Source organism: Pseudoxanthomonas sp. LjRoot143, assembly GCF_964252945.1.
Lineage (GTDB): Bacteria > Pseudomonadota > Gammaproteobacteria > Xanthomonadales > Xanthomonadaceae > Pseudoxanthomonas_A.
This window is the reverse complement of sequence record NZ_CAXUPM020000001.1, coordinates 2,971,964-2,990,660: the sequence shown is the minus strand read 5'-3', so window position 1 is coordinate 2,990,660 and position 18,697 is coordinate 2,971,964. Positions and strand designations below refer to the sequence as shown.

Sequence of the window (18,697 nt, the reverse complement as noted above, 5' to 3'; positions counted from 1 at the left end):
GATGGCGGCTCCTGTGATGATCATGGCCGGCGGTACCGGCGGCCACATCTTTCCTGCGCTGGCCGTGGCCAAGGTGCTGCGCACGCGTGGCGTGCCGGTCGTCTGGCTGGGCGCGGATGGCGCCATGGAAACGCGGCTGGTGCCACAGCACGACATTCCGCTCGACACGCTGGCGATCACCGGCCTGCGCGGCAAGGGCACACTGGCGCTGCTCGGCGCACCCGTGCGCGTGCTGCGTGCGATCCGCGCTGCCGGCTTCGTGCTGCGTCGTCGCGCGCCGCGGGCGGTGGTCAGTTTCGGTGGCTTCGCCTCGGGACCGGGCGGCGTGGCCGCGCGGCTGATGGGATTGCCGTTGCTGGTGCACGAACAGAATCGCGCGGCCGGTTTCACCAATCGCGTGCTGGCCAAGGTGGCGCGCCGGATCATGTCGGGCTTCCCCGGCGCGTTCCCGGGTCGCGAGGATGTGGTCGGCAACCCGGTGCGCGACGAGATCGCGGCGGTCGCGCCGCCGGCATCACGCCTTGCCGGTCGCGAAGGCCCACTGCACCTGCTGGTGCTGGGCGGCAGCCAGGGCGCCCGCGCCCTGAATATGGCCGTGCCGCGTGCGCTGGCCACGCTCCCGGCGGGCAGCATCGACGTGCGCCACCAGTGTGGCGAAAAGCTGCGCGACGAAGCCGCCAAGGCGTACACGGATGCCGGCGTGACCGCGAGCGTGGAGGCTTTCATCACCGACATGGCCGCGGCGTACGCGTGGGCGGACCTGGTGGTCTGCCGCGCCGGCGCGTCGACGCTGGCCGAATTGTGTGCAGTGGGTGTCGGCAGCGTGCTGGTGCCGTTTCCGCAGGCCGTCGACGACCACCAGACCCGCAACGCCGAATACCTGGTCGAGCGCGATGCCGCCGTGCTGCTGAAGCAGGACGACGCACTTGCCGACGGCCTGACCGCCACGCTGCGCCGACTGACTGACGACGCAGGCGCACGCCTGTCGATGGCGGAAGCGGCGCGCACGCTGGCAAAGCCCGATGCGGCCGACCGCATCGCCGACATCATTCTCGAGGAAGCAGTCAAGATGAGGACGCAGGCATGATGATGGCCGCCGCACGCGAGCGCCGCCTGCAGCACACCGGCAACCTGGCCCAGGCATTCCGCCGGGTCCACTTCGTCGGCATCGGCGGCTCGGGCATGAGCGGCATCGCCGAAGTGCTGTGCACGCTGGGCTACGAAGTCTCCGGTTCGGACAATGCCGACAACGCGTCGACCCGCCGCCTGGCGTCGCTGGGTGCGCGCGTGATGCGCGGGCACAACGCCTCCAACGTGCTGGGCACCGACTGCGTGGTCGTCTCCAGCGCCATCAAGCACGACAACCCCGAACTGATGGAAGCGCGCAGCCAGCGCATTCCGATCGTGCCCCGCGCGGCGATGCTGGCCGAGCTGATGCGCTTCCGTCGCGGCATCGCGGTGGCCGGCACCCACGGCAAGACCACCACCACCAGCCTGGCCGCGGCCGTGCTGAGCGAGGGCGGGCTGGACCCGACCTTCGTCATCGGCGGCCAGCTGCTCGCCGCCGGTGCCAACGCCAAGCTCGGCGATGGCCAGTGGCTGGTGGCCGAGGCCGACGAGAGCGACGGCAGCTTCCTGCGCCTGAACCCGCTGATCTCCATCGTCACCAACATCGATGCCGATCACCTGGAGAACTACGGCAACGACTTCGAGCGCGTGAAGGCCGCGTTCGCCGAATTCCTGCAGCGCCTGCCGTTCTACGGACTGGCAGTGCTGTGCATCGACGATCCGGAGGTCGCCGCCATCGCGGCCGAGACGCCGCGCCACGTGATGAGCTACGGCTTCGCCGAGAACGCCGACGTGCGTGCCGAGGATGTCGAGCAGGAAGGCGGCCGCATGCACTTCACGCTGCGCCTGCCCGAGGACGCCAGCATCCGCGTCAGCCTGGCGCTGCCGGGTCGCCACAACGTGCAGAACGCGCTGGCCGCCGCCGCCATCGGCTGGCAGCTTGGCGTTTCGCCGGAGAACATCGCCGCCGCGCTGGAGAAGTTCGCCGGCATCGGTCGCCGCTTCAACGACCTCGGTGAGATCGTCACGCCGCAGGGTGCGCGTGTGCAACTGGTCGACGACTACGGCCATCATCCGAAGGAGCTCGCCGCGGTGTTCGCCGCCGCGCGCGGCGGCTGGCCGCACAAGCGCCTGGTGGTCGCCTTCCAGCCGCACCGCTACAGCCGCACGCGTGACCAGTTCGATGCGTTCGCCGCCGTGCTGTCGGAAGTCGATGCGCTGGTGCTGAGCGAGGTGTATCCGGCCGGCGAGCAGCCGATCGCCGGCGCCGATGCCAAGTCGCTGGCGCGTGCGATCCGCGCGCGTGGCCGCAATGAACCGGTGGTGGTCAGCCAGGTCAGCGACCTGGTCGACGTGCTGCCCGATGTCCTGCAGGACGGCGACCTGTTGCTGCTGATGGGCGCCGGCGACATCGGCCACATGTCGCAGCACCTCGCAGCGCACGGTTTCGCCGCAAAGGATTCCGCATGAACGCGATGACCGTGCCGCCGCTGCGCTTCACCGACGCATCGCGTTTCGGTCGCGTCGCCGTGCTGCTGGGCGGCGTGTCCAGCGAGCGCGAGGTATCGCTGAATTCCGGGCAGAACGTGCTCGACGCGCTGCTCGCGCGCGGCGTGCAGGCGTTCGCGGTGGATGGCGTGCCGGCCCTGGTCGAAGCGATCCGCGCCGGCAAGGTCGATCGCGTGTTCAACATCATGCACGGTGGCGACGGCGAGAACGGCGTGCTGCAGGGCCTGCTGCAGTCGCTCGGCGTGCCGTACACCGGCCCCGGCGTGCTGGGTTCCGCGCTGACGATGGACAAGATCCGTACCAAGCAGGTGTGGCAGGCCGCCGGCCTGCCGACCGCCAGCTTCGTGCGCATCGCGCCGGGCGACGATCTGGAGGCTGCGGCGCGCTCGCTCGGTTTCCCGGTGTTCGTGAAGCCATCGGCGGAAGGCTCCAGCGTCGGCGTGTTCCAGATCCAGGGCGAAGACGACCTGGCGCCGGCCGCCGCGTTCGCCTCGTCGTATCCCGGCGAACTGTTGGCCGAGCAGATGCTGACCGGTGGCGAGTTCACCGTCGCCATCCTCGGCGACCTGGCGTTGCCGTCGGTGCGTATCGTGCCGGCGACGGGCTGGTACGACTACCACGCCAAGTACATCGCCGAGGACACGCAGTATCTGTGCCCCGGTCTGGAGGATGCCGGCGATGAAGCGCAGATCCGTGCGCTGGCGCTGGCCGGTTTCCGCGCCGCGGGCTGCAGCGGCTGGGGTCGCGTGGACGTGATGCGTCACGCCGACGGCCGTTTCCTGCTGATGGAAGTGAACACCGCGCCGGGCATGACCAGCCATTCGCTGGTGCCGAAGGAAGCGGCACAGGTCGGCATCGGGTTCGAAGAACTGTGCTGGCGCATCCTCGAGCAGACGGTGCCGGAGGTGGCGGGCTGATGAACGCCGCCCTGCGCATCCTGACCTGGCTGATCGCGCTGGCGCTGGTCGCGCTGCCGGTCGTGGCCGTGGTCAACGGCTGGATCGGCGCCGATCGGTGGCCGCTGTCCCGCCTGCGTGTGCAGGGCGAACTCGCGCGTGTGGACGCTTCGCAGCTGCAGGCGACGGTGCTGCCCTACGCGCGTCGCGGCTTCTTCGCCGTGCGCCTGGAGGATGCCAAGCACGCGGTCGAGAAGCTGCCGTGGGTGGAGCGCGCGGAAGTTCGCAAGCGCTGGCCGGACGTGCTGGAAGTCCGCATCACCGAGCACAAGCCGTTCGCACGCTGGGGCGACGACAAGCTGCTGTCCGAGCATGGCCGCCTGTTCCCGATGCCGAAGGAACTCGCCGGCCTGGCGCTGCCGCAGCTCGGTGGTCCCGAGTCGCAGGTGCAGGAAGTCACCGCGCTCTACAACGAGTCGCGCCAGCTGTTCGCACCCATGGGCCTGGACGTCACCACGCTGGTGATGGACGCCCGCGGCAGCTGGTCGCTGCTGCTGGGCAATGGCACGCAGGTGGTGGTGGGGCGCGCCGATGCGCGACCGCGCCTCGGCCGCTTCGCACGGATGCTGCCGCAGCTGCTTGCTGCACAGGCACAGCCTTTGGTGCGTGCCGATCTGCGCTACACCAACGGCTTCGCGCTCAGCTGGGGCGAAGCGCCAAAGGCGCCGCCGCCGGCTTCAACACCGACTCCATTGCCTGCGCCGATCGCGGTTGCAGGTCGTCTTCTGCAGGGCACTACATGAATCGCAAGGGTGACAAATCGCTGATCGTCGGACTGGATATCGGCACGTCCAAGGTGACGGCGCTGGTCGGCGAATACGCACCGGGCAATCCGATCGAAGTGATCGGCATCGGCTCGCACGAGTCGCGCGGTCTCAAGCGCGGCGTCGTCGTGGACATCGAATCCACCGTGCAGTCGATCCAGCGCGCGATCGAGGAAGCCGAGCTGATGGCCGGCTGCGAGATCCGCTCCGTCTATGCGTCGATCTCGGGCAACCACGTGCAGTGCCGCAACTCGCCCGGCATCGTGCCGATCCGCGACGGCGAAGTGACCTGGGGCGATCTTGATCGCGTGCTGGAAGCCGCCAAGGCGGTCGCGATCCCGGCCGACCAGAAGATCCTCCATGCCATCCCGCGCGAGTACAAGCTGGACAACTCGCAGGAAGGCATCCGCAACCCGGTCGGCATGACCGGCGTGCGCTTGGAAGTGGACGCGCACCTGGTGTTCTGCGCGCAGTCCGCCGCTGCCAACATCAGCAAGTGCGTGCAGCGTTGTGGCCTGCAGATTGACGACCTGATCTTCTCGTCGCTGGCCTCCAGCGTCGCCGTGCTGACCAGCGACGAGCGCGAGCTCGGCGTGGTGCTGGTCGACATGGGCGCAGGCACCACCGACCTGGCGGTGTTCGTGCAGGGCGCGATCTGCCACACCGCGTCGCTGCCGATCGCCGGCGACCAGGTGACCAACGACATCGCGCACATGCTGCGCACGCCGACGCCGGAAGCCGAGCAGATCAAGGTGCGCTACGCCTGCGCGCTGGCGCAGCTGGCCACCGCCGAGGAAAGCATCCAGGTGCCCAGCGTCGGCGACCGTCCCCCGCGTCGCCTGCCGCGCCACGCGCTGGCGCAGGCCGTGCAGCAGCGCTACGAGGAGATCTTCGAGATGGTGCAGGCCGAACTGCGCCGTTCCGGTTTCGAGGAGCGCGTGCGCGCCGGCATGGTGCTGACCGGCGGTGCCGCGAAGATGGAAGGCGTGGTCGAGCTGGCCGAAGAGATGCTGCAGATGCCGGTGCGCGTTGGCATCCCGCAGCACGTGACCGGCTTGGGCGAAGTGGTCGGCAATCCGGTGCATGCCACCGGCGTCGGCCTGCTGCTGATGGGCAGCCAGATCGAACACCCCCGGCGTCCGTCGTTGCCCACGGGCAAGGCGGGCAGCTGGTTCAAGAAACTGCAGAACTGGTATCGCGGCGAGTTCTGAGTGAGGCGACATCCTCCGCGAAGTTGAAGGCGTCACGACGTTCGTTCCACCCAGCAGCACATAACTAAATAAACGAGGACAAGGACATGGCACATTTCGAACTGGTTGAAAAGATGGCCCCGAATGCGGTGATCAAGGTCGTGGGCGTGGGCGGCGGCGGCGGCAACGCCGTGGCGCACATGGTCAACGGCAGCGTGGATGGCGTGGAGTTCATCACCGCCAACACCGACTCGCAGGCGATCAAGAACTGCGGCGCCAAGTTGCAGCTGCAGTTGGGCAGCAACGTCACCAAGGGCCTGGGTGCAGGCGCGAATCCGGAAGTGGGCCGCCAAGCCGCGCTGGAAGATCGCGAGCGCATCATCGACGCGCTGGACGGCGCCGACATGGTGTTCATCACCGCCGGCATGGGCGGCGGCACCGGCACCGGCGCCGCGCCGGTCGTGGCGCAGCTGGCCAAGGAAATGGGCATCCTGACCGTCGCCGTGGTCACCAAGCCGTTCCCCTTCGAAGGCCGCCGCCGCATGCAGGTCGCGCTGAAGGGCATCGAGGAGCTGAGCCACCACTGCGACTCGCTGATCACCATCCCGAACGAAAAGCTGATCACCGTGCTCGGCCGCAACGCCACGATGATCCAGGCCTTCCGTGCCGCCAACGACGTGCTGCTCGGCGCCGTGCAGGGCATCGCCGACCTGATCGTCCGCCCGGGCCTGATCAACGTCGACTTCGCCGACGTCCGCACCGTGATGAGCGAGATGGGCCTGGCCATGATGGGCACCGGTTCCGCCCGCGGCGACGACCGCGCGCAGGCCGCCGCCGAGGCCGCGATCCAGAACCCGCTGCTGGACGACGTCAACCTCAACGGCGCCAACGGCATCCTGGTCAACATCACCGCCGGCCCGGACTTCACCATGGCCGAGTTCGACGAAGTGGGTCGCACCATCGAAGGCTTCGCCTCGGAAGACGCGACCGTGGTCGTCGGCACCGTGCTGGATCCGGACATGCAGGACGAAGTGCGCGTGACCGTGGTGGCCACCGGCCTGAACCGCAATGCCGCCCGCCAGCCGGTCGGCCGTGGCGGCGACCTGCGCGAGCCGATGCGCGCGCCGATCAAGCTGGTCCGCGACGCGACCACCGGCATGCCGATCGACGACGGTTTCTCGATGGATCCGATCAGCGCCGCCACCAGTGGCCTGGGCCTGCGTCGTGGGTCGGCCTCGCCCGCGCCGTCGGCACCGGCGTCCGCGCCGGTCTCGGCGGAACTGCCGTCCGACTACCTGGACATCCCGGCGTTCCTGCGCCGCCAGGCCGACTGATGTGACGTACCCCTTCCTCCGCTTGCGGGGGAAGGAGGGGATGGGTGTCGAGCAACGCGGGCTGACGTCGACAAAGCAACGACAGCGCGAGGTCAGTCTTCGAGGCGCGCCCACCCCCACCCTCTCCCATCAACCGGGGAGGGCGCAGATGATGTGCCGTTTCATCGCCATGTCCCTTCGCTGCCGGACCTTCGCCGGTCCGGCAGCCCTTTCCCGACGGCCCTGGCAGGCCGTTGTTGCAGGGGTGGGACAGACCGGTTCTTCCGTTAAGATTCAGTGGTCTGCGTGATATTCTCGCTGCCCGCTCAGGTCCCCCCCACCTGCGATTCCTATCGATGGCCCAGCAACGCACCCTCAAGAACGTGATCCGCGCGACGGGCGTGGGGCTGCACAGTGGCGAAAAGGTCTACATGACCTTGCGTCCGGCCCCCGTGGATACCGGCATCGTGTTCCGGCGCATCGATCTGGCACCGGTGGTGGAGATTCCCGCGAGTGCGGAGCTGGTCACCGAGACCACGCTGTGCACCGGCCTGACCTGCGAAGGCGCCAAGGTGCAGACCGTCGAGCACCTGATGTCGGCCATGGCCGGCCTCGGCGTCGACAATGCCTATGTGGAACTGTCCTCGGCCGAGCTGCCGATCATGGACGGCTCCGCCGGTCCGTTCGTGTTCCTGATCCAGTCCGCCGGCATCGCCGAGCAGGACGCCCCGAAGCGCTTCATCCGCATCATCCGCCCGGTGGAAGTCACCGAGGGCGACAAGGTGGCGCGCTTCGAGCCCTACGACGGCTTCAAGCTGGGCTTCACCGTCAAGTTCGACCACCCGATGATCCCGGCCTCGCAGTCGCGGGCGGAAGTGGACTTCTCCACCGGCGCCTACATCAAGGAAGTCGCGCGCGCGCGTACGTTCGGTTTCATGCGCGACCTGGAGTACATGCGCGAGCGCAACCTCGGCCTCGGTGGCTCGATGGACAACGCGATCGTGCTGGACGAGTTCCGTGTCCTCAACGAGGACGGCCTGCGCTACGCGGACGAATTCGTCCGCCACAAGATCCTCGACGCCATCGGCGACCTGTACCTCGCCGGCAAGCCCATCCTGGGCGCCTATGAGGGCTTCAAGTCGGGCCATGCACTGAACAACAAGCTGGTCCGTGCCCTGCTGGCCGAGACCTCGGCCTGGGAAGAAGTGACCTTCGAAGAGGGCGCCAGGTCGTCCCCGGTCACTTACGCGACGCCTGCCCTGGCCATCTGAGACCGCCGTCCCGTCGGGACGGTGACCTTCCTGTCGACCGGTTTCCCATCCCCGTCACGCGCTGGCATGGGAATGGTTACGCTTGTGCGAAAGTGTGACCCGAGTCGGATTCCGGTCCGAATCCTAACGACTTGTTAACTTCTGACTAACGCCCCGACCGGCGGTGGCCGGTACCATGCCCCGTCCTTCGTGATGGCCGGGTCAATTTTTCCGCCGCCCACGATGACCGCCCCGCGGGGTGGAGGCGCCGGCGGAGTCTGGCGCCGACAGGAGGTCGAGGGCCGCTTGCAGCCCTCTGCGGGAAGCCTCCGATACGGGTACGACCGGGTCCTGCGCAGGCTTCATCAGCGGCGCGAGGCTCGTCTTGGCGGTGACTTCGGTGACCGCCAGTCCGATGGATTGGGCCACGTTGATCAATTCGGGTGCCGCCAGGCGAAGCCGGGCGTTCCACACGGGGGAGTCGACGATAAAAACGAGCCGCTTGCCTGCCACGTTCGCCAATCGGCAATGCGGCGCCAGGGCGGGCGGAAGGCAGGGGCGAAGCTGCTGTTCCAAGGCGTCGAGCCATAGGGCGCGACGCACCGGGTCGGTGGCGGCATCCGTCAGGGCAGCCTGCAAGGCAGGTTGCGCGATGCCGGTACGGCGCGGCTTGGACTTCGAATCAGACATCGGTATCTATGAGCTTTAAGACCATCGTAAACAATTCGCGTACCTGGTGGGCCCATGCGTCCGCCCATGGTGCTTACCGCATCCGCCTCGCGTTCCACGCACGTCCGCTGGCCAGTGCCGCGGTGCTGGTCGCGGCCGGCCTGCTGGTCGGCGCGGCGGGCCGCAGCGCCGCCGGCATGGGCCAGGTGTCGCTGCTGCAGGCCAAGGCCGAGCAGCGCAATGCGGAACTGGAGCAGGTGCGCCGTGGCGCCCAGCAGGAAATCAACGCGATGGCCGCGCGCCTGGGCGAGCTGCAGGCGCAGGCCAACCGCCTGAATGCCCTGGGTGAGCGCCTGACCCGCGTAGGCCAGCTGCAGGACGGCGAGTTCGACTTCAACGAGCCGGTCGGCGTCGGCGGCAACGACGTGTCCTTCGACATGAAGCCCGCCGATCTGAAGGACGGCGTGGACAACCTGGAGCGGCAGTTCGCCGCCTCCGGTCGCCAGCTGTCGGTGCTGGAAGCGTTGCTGTTCAACCGCGAACTGGACAAGAACGCGACCCCGGGCCGCATGCCGATCGCCAACAGCTACATCACCTCCGGTTTCGGCGGTCGCGCCGACCCGTTCGGCGGCGGCGGCCAGAACCACAAGGGCATCGACTTCAAGGCGCGCGTCGGCGATCCCGTCCTGTCGGTGGCCGACGGCGTGGTGAGCTTCGCCGGCGTGAAGGGCGGCTACGGCAACGTCATCGACGTCGACCATGGCAACGGCTACGTCACCCGCTATGCGCACAACTCGCGCCTCAGCGTGCGGGCCGGCGACCTGGTGCGCGTGGGTCAGGAAGTGGCCAAGGCCGGCTCGACCGGACGCTCGACCGGCGCGCACGTGCACTTCGAAGTGTGGGAAAACGGGCGCGTGGTCAATCCGCGCAAGTTCCTGGGCGAAGGCCCGACGCCGGTGGGCCAGGTCAAGCGCGGCTGATCGCGCGGAACCAACCGGGAGCGGGGCGGTCTGACGGCCCGCCTTGATTCCCCGGGCGGCGCCCCAAGCTACAATATGGTGTTGCCAGACAGGGCGCCTTGCGCCCTGTTTCGTTTTGGGGGCGTACACGCTGCGCCACCCCGGCGTTCCCTTCCTTTCCGGTTCCCTACATGATCAACAACCTGCTCACCCGTGTCTTCGGCAGCCGCAACGAGCGCCTGCTCAAGCAGCTGCACCGCTCCGTCGACAAGATCAACGCGCTGGAAGCGGAGCTGCAGAAGCTCACCGACGAGCAGCTGAAGGCAAAGACGCCGGAGTTCCAGCAGCGCATCGCCGGCGGAGAAGCGCTCGACAAGATCCTGCCCGAAGCCTTCGCGGTCTGCCGCGAGGCCAGCCGCCGCGTGCTGGGCATGCGCCACTACGACGTGCAGCTGATCGGCGGCATGGTGCTGCACCTGGGCAAGATCGCCGAAATGCGTACCGGCGAGGGCAAGACGCTGGTCGCCACCCTGCCGACCTACCTCAATGCGCTGGAAGGCAAGGGCGTGCACGTCGTCACCGTGAACGACTACCTGGCCCGCCGCGACTCGGCCTGGATGGGTCGCCTGTACAACTGGCTGGGCCTGACGGTCGGCGTGGTGTACCCGGGCATGCCGCATGGCGACAAGAGCGCTGCCTACGCGGCCGACATCACCTACGGCACCAACAACGAATTCGGCTTCGACTACCTGCGCGACAACATGGCGATGTCGCGCGCCGACCGCTTCCAGCGTGGCCTGCACTACGCCATCGTCGACGAAGTCGACTCCATCCTGATCGACGAAGCGCGTACCCCGCTGATCATCTCCGGCCCGGCCGACGAGTCGCCCGAGCTGTATATCCGCGTCAACCGCATCGTGCCCCAGCTGATCAAGCAGGAGAGCGAGGAAGGCGAAGGCGACTACTGGGTCGACGAGAAGGGCAAGCAGGTGCACCTGTCCGAAGCAGGCATGGAGCACGCCGAGGAGCTGCTGCTGCAGGCCGGCATCATCAGCGAAGAAGAACCGCTGTACGGCGCCAACAACCTGTCGGTCGTGCACCACCTCAACGCCGCGCTGCGCGCGCACGCCATCTACCAGCGCGACGTCGACTACATCGTGCGCGACGGCGAAGTGGTCATCGTCGACGAGTTCACCGGCCGCACGCTGACGGGCCGCCGTTGGTCCGACGGCCTGCACCAGGCGGTGGAAGCGAAGGAAGGCGTGCCGGTCCAGCGCGAGAACCAGACGCTGGCCAGCGTGACGTTCCAGAACCTGTTCCGCATGTACAACAAGCTGTCCGGCATGACCGGTACGGCCGACACGGAAGCCTTCGAGTTCCAGAGCATCTACGGCCTGGAAGTCATCGTCATCCCGACCAACCGCCCGACCGTGCGCAAGGATTCGCCCGACCAGGTGTTCCTCAACCGCCAGGGCAAGTTCAAGGCGGTGCTGGCCGACATCCAGGAGTGCTACCAGCGCGGCCAGCCGGTGCTGGTCGGCACGACCTCGATCGAAACGTCGGAAATGCTGTCCGACTTCCTCAACAAGGCAGGCGTGCCGCACGAAGTGCTCAACGCCAAGCAGCACGAGCGCGAAGCGCACATCGTCGCGCAGGCCGGTCGTCCGGGTGCGATCACCATCGCCACCAACATGGCTGGCCGCGGTACCGACATCGTGCTGGGCGGTTCGCTGGAAGCCGAGTACGAAGCGCTGGGCGAAGAGGCCGATGACGCTGCGCGCGCCGCCGTCAAGGCCGAGTGGCAGAAGCGCCACGACGAAGTGAAGGCCGCCGGCGGCCTGCACATCGTCGGCACCGAACGCCACGAATCGCGCCGCATCGACAACCAGCTGCGTGGTCGTTCCGGTCGCCAGGGCGATCCGGGTTCGTCCCGCTTCTACCTGTCGCTGGAAGACAACCTGATGCGCATCTTCGCCTCGGACTGGGTCCAGAAGGCGATGAAGCTGATCGGCATGAAGGAAGACGACGTCATCGAGGACAAGCTGGTCAGCCGGCAGATCGAGAAGGCGCAGCGCAAGGTGGAAGCGCACAACTTCGACATCCGCAAGAACCTGCTCGACTTCGATGACGTCAACAACGACCAGCGCAAGGTGATCTACGCCCAGCGCGACGAACTGCTCGACGCCGAATCGGTGAAGGACAACATCGACGGCATCCGCGGCGACGTGGTCGCCGAGACGGTCGCCCGCTTCGTGCCGCTGAATTCGGTGGACGAACAGTGGGACCTGCGCGGCCTGGAAAGCGAACTGGGCGAGGAGATGGGAGCGGAAATCCCCGTGACCCGCTGGCGCGAGGAGACCGACGACCTCGACGCAGAGACCATCGAGCGCCGCGTGCAGGAAGCGATGGATCAGCACTTCGCCGACAAGGAAGCCGTGGTCGGCGGCGAGACCATGCGCGCACTGGAAAAGCACATCATGCTGACCGTGCTCGACAAGAACTGGAAGGAGCACCTGGCGCGCATGGACTACCTGCGCCAGGGTATCCACCTGCGCGGCTATGCGCAGAAGCAGCCCAAGCAGGAGTACAAGAAGGAAGCCTTCGAACTGTTCTCCAGCATGCTGGAGCGGGTGAAGAGCGAAGTGGTCACCCTGCTGTCGCGCGTGCGTATCCGCAGCGAGGAAGAGGTCGCCGCGCTGGAAGCGCAGGAGCGCGCCATGGCCGAGGCGCAGGCCCGGCAGATGCAGTTCCAGCACCAGGACGCCGGCGGCTACGGCGCCGACGAAGAGGCCGAACAGGCCCAGCAGGTCGCCGCGGCGCAGGGTGGTTACGTGCAGTCCGGCCCCGTGCAGGCGCACCGCGATGCGCCCAAGGTCGGCCGCAACGACCCGTGCCCGTGTGGCAGCGGCAAGAAGTTCAAGCACTGCCACGGCCAGCTGGCCTGAGGCTTCGCCGCATCGCCTGACGGAAAAGGCCGCGCACTGCGCGGCCTTTTCTTTGGCCCTCGGCGGGCGGGGACTATTTGCGTCTACCCGCCGGTTCCCGGCAAGCTGCTTCCATGCTCACACCCCTGCGCTCCATCCACGTCATGGCGGCCGTCATCACCGACGCGCGCGGCCGCATCCTGCTGGCCCGCCGTATGGAAGGGCGCGACCTGGCCGGGCGCTGGGAGTTTCCGGGCGGCAAGCAGGAGCCGGGGGAGAGCGCCGAGGACGCGCTGGTGCGCGAGCTGCGCGAGGAGCTGGGCATCGAGGCGCGGGTGGGCGACCACGTCATCAGCGTCCCCCAACAGTACCCCGACAAGCGGCTGTGCCTGGAAGTGCGGCACCTGACGGGCTGGACGGGTACGCCGCGCGGGCATGAGGGCCAGGCGCTGGCGTGGGTCGCGCCCGACAAGCTGATGCGCTACGACATGCCGCCTGCCGACCGCCCCGTGGTGGCGGCACTGCGGCAACCGGACCGTTATCTCGTCACGCCCGAACCGGCGGCGGTCGCGCCTTGGCTGGCCGCCCTGGAGCAGGCGCTCGCCGACGGTATCAGGCGCGTCCAGGTACGCGCGCGCAGCCTGGACGAGGGTCCATGGAAGGCGTTGGCGACGCAGGCCGTCGCGCGGTGCCGGGAGGCGGGCGTCGAGGTGCTGCTCAATGGCGATGTCGAGCTGGCGCGCGCGCTGCAGGTCGGCGTCCATCTGCGCGCTTCGCAGCTGCACGAGCGGTCGGCGCGCCCGCTGCCGGAGGGTTTGCCAGTCGCGGCGTCCTGCCACGTGGCAGCGGACGTGCGTCAGGCGGAAGCGCTGGGTTGCGATTTCGCCGTCGTGGGCAGTGTCTATCCGACCCAGACCCATCCCGTCGGCGAACCGCTGGGGTGGCCCGGCTTCGCCGGCCTGCGCGAGGGCGTGTCGTTGCCGCTCTATGCCATCGGCGGCCTGGTTCCGACGGACATCCCGCAAGCGCGCCGGCACGGTGCACAGGGGATCGCCGCCATCCGGGGACTCTGGGAGCGTTAGGTCGTCGGCACGGGCGCGGCCAGCGCCAGGTAGCGCCGGTGCAGCGCATCGGCCGCACGTTGCAGGTGGGCGATGTCGCCATCGTTGACGATGATGTCGTCGGCCAGCGCAAGCCGGTCCGCACGCGATGCCTGCGCGGCCATCATCCGCTCCGCCAGATCGGCGTCGATGCCGTCGCGCTGCATCAGCCGCGCCTTCTGCACGGCAGCGGGCGTATCGACCACCAGGATGCGGTGCAGCCACGGATAGGCCGCACGGCCACCGCCTTCGGTCAGGAGCGGGACCATCGCGATGGCGTAGGGACTGGTCGCGTTCCGACAGATCTCCTGCAGGCGCACGCGGATGGCGGGATGCAGGATCGCTTCAAGCGCACGCCGTTCCCCGTCGTTGCCGAACACCCGCTGGCGCAGGGCGGCGCGGTCCAGCTGGCCATCCGGCAGCAGCACGTCGCGTCCGAAGCGTTCCGCCACCTCGGCCAGCGCAGGCGTGCCCGGTTGCACCACCTCGCGGGCCAGCAGGTCGGCATCGGCCACGACGATGCCGTGCGCGGCGAAGGCCCTCTCCAGCGCGCTCTTTCCCGACGCGATGCCGCCGGTCAGTCCGATGAAGTAATCGCTCATGGGCGGAGTATGGAGCAGAGCATGCAGGCTCAGCCCCGAAGCGGGCCTACTGCAGGCCCGCGAAGCGCAGATACGTGTCGACCATCTGGGCCGGGCCCCAGAAGAACACGATCAAACCCGCGATCGCGAGGTAGGGCCCGAACGGAATAGGGGTCGCGCGGTCGCGACCCTTGATGGCCAGCCAGGCTGAGCCCACCACGGCGCCCACCAGCGAGGAGATCAGGATGATCGGGAGCACGCCGCTCAGACCGACCCAGGCACCCAGCGCCGCCAGCAGCTTGAAGTCGCCGCGGCCCATGCCTTCCTTGCCGGTGACCTGCTTGAAGATCCACCACACCAGCCACAGCGATACGTACCCGGCGATCGCGCCCAGCAGTGCGGGCTTGGCGGGCATGTAGAGGTTATCGAGGCTGCCGATCAGGCCCAGCCACATCAGCGGCAAGGTCAACTGGTCGGGCAACAGTCGCGTACGCAGGTCGATGCCGCTCAGCGCCACCAGGTAGCAGCTCAGCAGCGCCGCACCGAAGCCCTGCCAGCCGAAGCCGAACCGCCACACCGAGGCCACCGCCAGCAGGGCGGTCAGCAGCTCGACGAGGGGATACTGCGGCGAGATCGGTGCCTTGCAATGCCGGCACTTGCCGCGCAGCGCGAGCCAGCTGAACAGCGGGATGTTCTCGTACCAGGACAGCGCGGTCTTGCAGTGCGGACAGTGCGAGCGCTCGACCACGATGCCGGGCGGCGGCGGGTCGTAGAGCTCCGGTTCCTCCAGCACTTCACGCGCGTCGCGCTTCCACTCCCACTCCAGCCGCCGCGGCAGCCGCAGGATGACCACGTTGAGGAAGCTGCCCACCAGCAGGCCGAGGCCTGCGACTACCGGGTATCCCAGTTCAGGGTGTTGATCGAGGAACGCCACGTATCAGCCGACCACCGTCGCCGCGATCTTGAAGATGGGCAGGTACATGCCGATGACCAGGCCGCCGACCAGCACGCCGATGATCACCATGATGAAGGGCTCGATCAGGCTCGACAGCGCGTCGACCGCGTTGTTGACCTCCTGCTCGAAGTACTCGGCCACCTTGAACAGCATGGTGTCCAGCGCGCCGGCTTCCTCGCCGATGGCGGTCATCTGCACCACCATGTGCGGGAACAGCTGGGTCTGCTTCATCGCCATGTTCAGCGGATAACCGACCGACACGTCGTCGCGCATGCGATGCACGGCCTTCTCGTACACGGTATTGCCGGTGGCGCCTGCCACGGTGTCCAGCGCCTCGACCAGCGGCACGCCGGCCTTGAAGGTCACCGCCGTCGTGCGCGCGAAACGCGCGACCGAGGAGTTGTGCATGATCTGGCCGATCACCGGTACCTTCAGGACCATCTTGTCGACGGCATGCTGGAAGGCGGGGGACCGCTTGAACATGAACAGGGTCAGGAAGATGGTACCCACCACCACGATCAGGATGAGCCACCACCAGCTGACCATGATGCGGGACGCCCCCATGATCATCTGGGTGAAGGCGGGCAGTTCGGTGCCGAAGCTGGCGAAGGTCTTCTCGAACTCCGGGATGACGAACATCAGGATCACCGAGGTGACCAGGATGGCCACCGCGATCACCGCCGCCGGGTAGAACAGCGCCTTCTTGATCTTGCCCTTGAGGGCTTCGATGTTTTCCTTGTAGTTGGCGACCGTTTCCAGCACGGTCTCCAGCACGCCGGCCGACTCGCCCGCGCGGACGAGGTTGCGGTAGAGCTCGTCGAACTGCACCGGGAACTTGCTGATGGCTTCGTGCAGCGAGGAGCCGCCTTCGATGTCGAAGCGGATCTGCTCGACCATCTTCTTCATGCGGATGTTCTTCTGGCCGCTCTCGATGATCTCGAGCGACGACACGATCGGCACGCCGGACTTCATCATGGTCGCCATCTGGCGACTGAAGAACGCGATGTCCTTCGGCGTCACCGGCTTGCCGGCCGCGCCGAACAGCGGCTTGCCCTTGGGCTTGACGATGGTCGGCGTGATGCCCTGCTTGCGCAGCTCCGCACGCAGGAAGTTCGCGTTCTTGGAGTTCTGCTCGCCCTTCATCTTGACACCGCGCTTGTCGGTGCCTTCCCAGACGAACAGGCTCAGCGGGTTCTCGCGAACGGGCGCGGTTGCGGTCTTCTTCGCGGCGGAACGGGTCACGGCCATCGGTAGTCCCCTGTCCGGATTTCCCCACCCGGACTGTCAATGCCGCATGGTAGCCGGTAATCGGCCCAATGGAAGCGCCGCGCCTGTGACGGCGGCCGGGTTTCGGTGACGTGAACAACCCGCAGCGGGCGAAAGCGGCCCGCGGCAGCGGTTCGCCCGGCGTTCGGGTCGCTCGCCCTCAGTCCTTGGTGACGCGATTGATCTCGGCCAGGCTGGTGACGCCGTTGCGCACCTTGAGCAGGGCCGACTTGCGTAGGTCGTTGATGCCGGCCTTCTGGGCGACCTCGGCGATCTGCAGGGCGTTGCCGCCTTCCAGCACGATTTCCTGGATCGCCTCGCTCATCGGCATCACCTGGTAGATGCCGGTACGGCCCTTGTAGCCGCTGGTGCACTCGTCGCAGCCGACAGCCTCGTAGATGGTGAAGCCGGCCTGCACCTCGGCTTCACTGAAACCCTCGGCCACGAGGGCGTGGGGCGGGATATCCATCGGCCGCTTGCACTTGCTGCACAGGCGGCGGGCCAGGCGCTGGGCGATGACCAGCGTCACCGAACTGGTGATGTTGTAGGGCGCAATGCCCATGTTCATCAGGCGTGCGATGGTCTGGGGCGCATCGTTGGTATGCAGCGTGGACAGCACCATGTGGCCGGTCTGCGCCGCCTTGATGGCGATCTCGGCGGTTTCCAGGTCGCGGATTTCGCCGACCATGATGATGTCGGGATCCTGGCGCAGGAAGCTGCGCAGCGCGGCGGCGAAGGTCATGCCGCGGCGGTTGTTCTGCTGCACCTGGTTCACGCCCGGCAGGCGGATTTCCACCGGGTCTTCGGCGGTGGAGATGTTGCGGGTCTCGTCGTTCAGGATACCCAGCGCCGTGTACAGGCTGACCGTCTTGCCCGAACCGGTCGGTCCGGTCACCAGCACCATGCCGTAGGGCTTGTGGATGGCCTCCTCGAACAGCTTCTGCTGGTCGGGCTCGTAGCCCAGCTTGTCGATGCCCAGTTTGGCCGCACTGCCGTCGAGGATACGCAGCACGATCTTCTCGCCGAACAGCGTCGGCAGCGAGCTGACGCGGAAGTCGATCTGCTTGGTCTTGGACAGGTTCAGCTTGATGCGGCCGTCCTGGGGGACGCGCTTTTCGGCGATGTCCAGCTGCGCCATCACCTTGATGCGCGCGGCGATGCGGTCCTTCAGCTTGGTCGGCGCCTTGGCCACCTGCTTGAGGATGCCGTCGATGCGCAGACGGACGCGGTAGTCGGTTTCGTAGGGTTCGAAGTGGATGTCCGAGGCGCCGCGCTTGATCGCATCCACCAGCACCTTGTTGACGAACTTCACCACCGGCGTGTCGTCGCCCTTGGCGTCCACGGCATTGTCGCTGGCGCCGTCCTCGTCGCCGGCATCCACGTCCAGGTTCTCCAGCCCGTCCTCATCGTCGCCGAAGCCGCCGCTGAGGCTGGCCGCGGCGCTCTGCCACTGGTCCAGCGTGCGCCGCAACTGGTCCTCGTCGACCAGGATCGGCTCGACGATCAGGTTGGTGTGGAACTTGATCTCGTCCAGCGCCGAGTGGCTTCGGGTGGGGTCGGCCACGCCGACGAACAGCTTGCCGCCGCGCTTGAACAGCGGCAGCACTTGGTGCTTCTGCACCAGCTCCTCGCTGACCAGCTTGATCGCATTGTGAGCCGGGTCGAACGCGGAGGCGTCCAGCAGGGACATGCCGAATTCCATCGCGTTGGCGGCCGCCAGCTGGGGGGCGGTGACCAGGCGCTTCTCCGCGATCCACTGCGGCAACGGCATCTTGGCCTCGGTGGCGTTGGCCATCGCGTTGCGGGCGGCGGTCTCGTCCAGTGCGCCATCCTGCACCAGCCGACGGGCCAGGCCGGTGATACCTACGAGATTGGGGGCGGCGACTGCATTCATGGTGGAGGCTTCCCAAACGACAGAATCAACGATGACAAGGATATAGCGCCCGACTGCATCCCGGCGCGCCGGGTATCCCGACGATGGTCGGAGCCGTAACGGACACGGCGATGCAGCGACAGCCTACCGCAGCCATCCGGATGACGCGGTGATCAAGCCAAGCAAGGAATGCGCCAATCAATGTGCGACCGAAGCGCGCGCTCCCGGGGCGCAGCGGCAGAAACGTGATGGCGGGCGCTTTCCGGGCGTGCTTCCCGGACGCTGACAGGAAGACGCTTCGCCCCCGCATCGATGCGCGC

At 67.6% G+C, this 18,697-nt stretch carries 15 protein-coding genes; 10 read left to right on the top strand and 5 right to left on the bottom strand.

The features are described from left to right. Nucleotide 1: 1 nt before the first annotated feature. The 7 genes from murG to lpxC all read left to right on the top strand — a co-directional run bounded on the left by murG (nucleotide 2) and on the right by lpxC (nucleotide 8,071). Entirely contained in the window at nucleotides 2-1,087 is a 1,086-nt protein-coding gene (murG, locus tag ACSQ1W_RS14480; protein ID WP_436044364.1) for an undecaprenyldiphospho-muramoylpentapeptide beta-N-acetylglucosaminyltransferase, read from the top strand. After that, nucleotides 1,087-2,538, top strand: a complete 1,452-nt coding sequence (gene murC / locus ACSQ1W_RS14475; protein ID WP_436046199.1) for a UDP-N-acetylmuramate--L-alanine ligase — start codon at nucleotides 1,087-1,089, stop codon at nucleotides 2,536-2,538. Before murG ends, murC begins: the two co-directional genes overlap by 1 nt. Continuing rightward, nucleotides 2,535-3,494 carry a D-alanine--D-alanine ligase gene (locus tag ACSQ1W_RS14470; RefSeq protein ID WP_436044363.1) on the top strand — a complete coding sequence of 320 codons (960 nt, stop codon included), beginning with the start codon at nucleotides 2,535-2,537 and terminating at the stop codon, nucleotides 3,492-3,494. Before murC ends, ACSQ1W_RS14470 begins: the two co-directional genes overlap by 4 nt. Continuing rightward, a complete protein-coding gene (locus ACSQ1W_RS14465) occupies nucleotides 3,494-4,276 on the top strand; it encodes a cell division protein FtsQ/DivIB (RefSeq protein ID WP_192272850.1) in 783 nt (260 codons plus the stop codon). Before ACSQ1W_RS14470 ends, ACSQ1W_RS14465 begins: the two co-directional genes overlap by 1 nt. Next, nucleotides 4,273-5,508: a cell division protein FtsA gene (ftsA, locus tag ACSQ1W_RS14460; RefSeq protein WP_055940270.1), complete on the top strand. Its 1,236-nt coding sequence runs from the start codon at nucleotides 4,273-4,275 to the stop codon at nucleotides 5,506-5,508. The genes ACSQ1W_RS14465 and ftsA overlap by 4 nt, the downstream gene beginning before the upstream one ends. Nucleotides 5,509-5,594: 86 nt before the next feature. Next, the gene (ftsZ, locus tag ACSQ1W_RS14455; protein WP_062357732.1) at nucleotides 5,595-6,821 is read left to right on the top strand and encodes a cell division protein FtsZ; all 1,227 of its coding nucleotides are present in this window, start codon (nucleotides 5,595-5,597) and stop codon (nucleotides 6,819-6,821) included. 335 nt (nucleotides 6,822-7,156) lie between these two features. Continuing rightward, a complete protein-coding gene (lpxC, locus tag ACSQ1W_RS14450; RefSeq protein WP_192272848.1) occupies nucleotides 7,157-8,071 on the top strand; it encodes a UDP-3-O-acyl-N-acetylglucosamine deacetylase in 915 nt (304 codons plus the stop codon). 201 nt (nucleotides 8,072-8,272) lie between these two features. Here the strand turns inward: lpxC and ACSQ1W_RS14445 are convergent, their stop codons facing one another. Continuing rightward, entirely contained in the window at nucleotides 8,273-8,740 is a 468-nt protein-coding gene (locus tag ACSQ1W_RS14445) for a DUF721 domain-containing protein (RefSeq protein WP_192272846.1), read from the bottom strand. An 8-nt stretch (nucleotides 8,741-8,748) separates the two neighbouring features. Between ACSQ1W_RS14445 and ACSQ1W_RS14440 the strand changes: the two genes are divergently transcribed. From ACSQ1W_RS14440 to ACSQ1W_RS14430, 3 genes are all read left to right on the top strand, one after another. Next, complete coding sequence (locus ACSQ1W_RS14440) at nucleotides 8,749-9,699, top strand: M23 family metallopeptidase (protein WP_192272844.1); 951 nt, start codon at nucleotides 8,749-8,751, stop codon at nucleotides 9,697-9,699. A 170-nt stretch (nucleotides 9,700-9,869) separates the two neighbouring features. After that, nucleotides 9,870-12,623: a preprotein translocase subunit SecA gene (gene secA, locus ACSQ1W_RS14435; protein WP_436044362.1), complete on the top strand. Its 2,754-nt coding sequence runs from the start codon at nucleotides 9,870-9,872 to the stop codon at nucleotides 12,621-12,623. 113 nt (nucleotides 12,624-12,736) lie between these two features. After that, nucleotides 12,737-13,684 carry a Nudix family hydrolase gene (locus ACSQ1W_RS14430; RefSeq protein ID WP_436044361.1) on the top strand — a complete coding sequence of 316 codons (948 nt, stop codon included), beginning with the start codon at nucleotides 12,737-12,739 and terminating at the stop codon, nucleotides 13,682-13,684. Here the strand turns inward: ACSQ1W_RS14430 and coaE are convergent. From coaE to pilB, 4 genes are all read right to left on the bottom strand, one after another. Next, nucleotides 13,681-14,304: a dephospho-CoA kinase gene (gene coaE, locus ACSQ1W_RS14425; RefSeq protein WP_436044360.1), complete on the bottom strand. Its 624-nt coding sequence runs from the start codon at nucleotides 14,302-14,304 to the stop codon at nucleotides 13,681-13,683. The two genes, ACSQ1W_RS14430 and coaE, sit on opposite strands and share 4 nt — an antisense overlap. A gap of 46 nt (nucleotides 14,305-14,350) precedes the next feature. Continuing rightward, entirely contained in the window at nucleotides 14,351-15,217 is an 867-nt protein-coding gene (locus tag ACSQ1W_RS14420) for a prepilin peptidase (protein WP_436044359.1), read from the bottom strand. A gap of 3 nt (nucleotides 15,218-15,220) precedes the next feature. Beyond that, complete coding sequence (locus tag ACSQ1W_RS14415; protein ID WP_192272826.1) at nucleotides 15,221-16,486, bottom strand: type II secretion system F family protein; 1,266 nt, start codon at nucleotides 16,484-16,486, stop codon at nucleotides 15,221-15,223. Nucleotides 16,487-16,664: 178 nt separating this feature from the next. Beyond that, complete coding sequence (gene pilB, locus ACSQ1W_RS14410) at nucleotides 16,665-18,398, bottom strand: type IV-A pilus assembly ATPase PilB (RefSeq protein ID WP_436044358.1); 1,734 nt, start codon at nucleotides 18,396-18,398, stop codon at nucleotides 16,665-16,667. Between the last annotated feature and the right edge of the window lie 299 nt (nucleotides 18,399-18,697).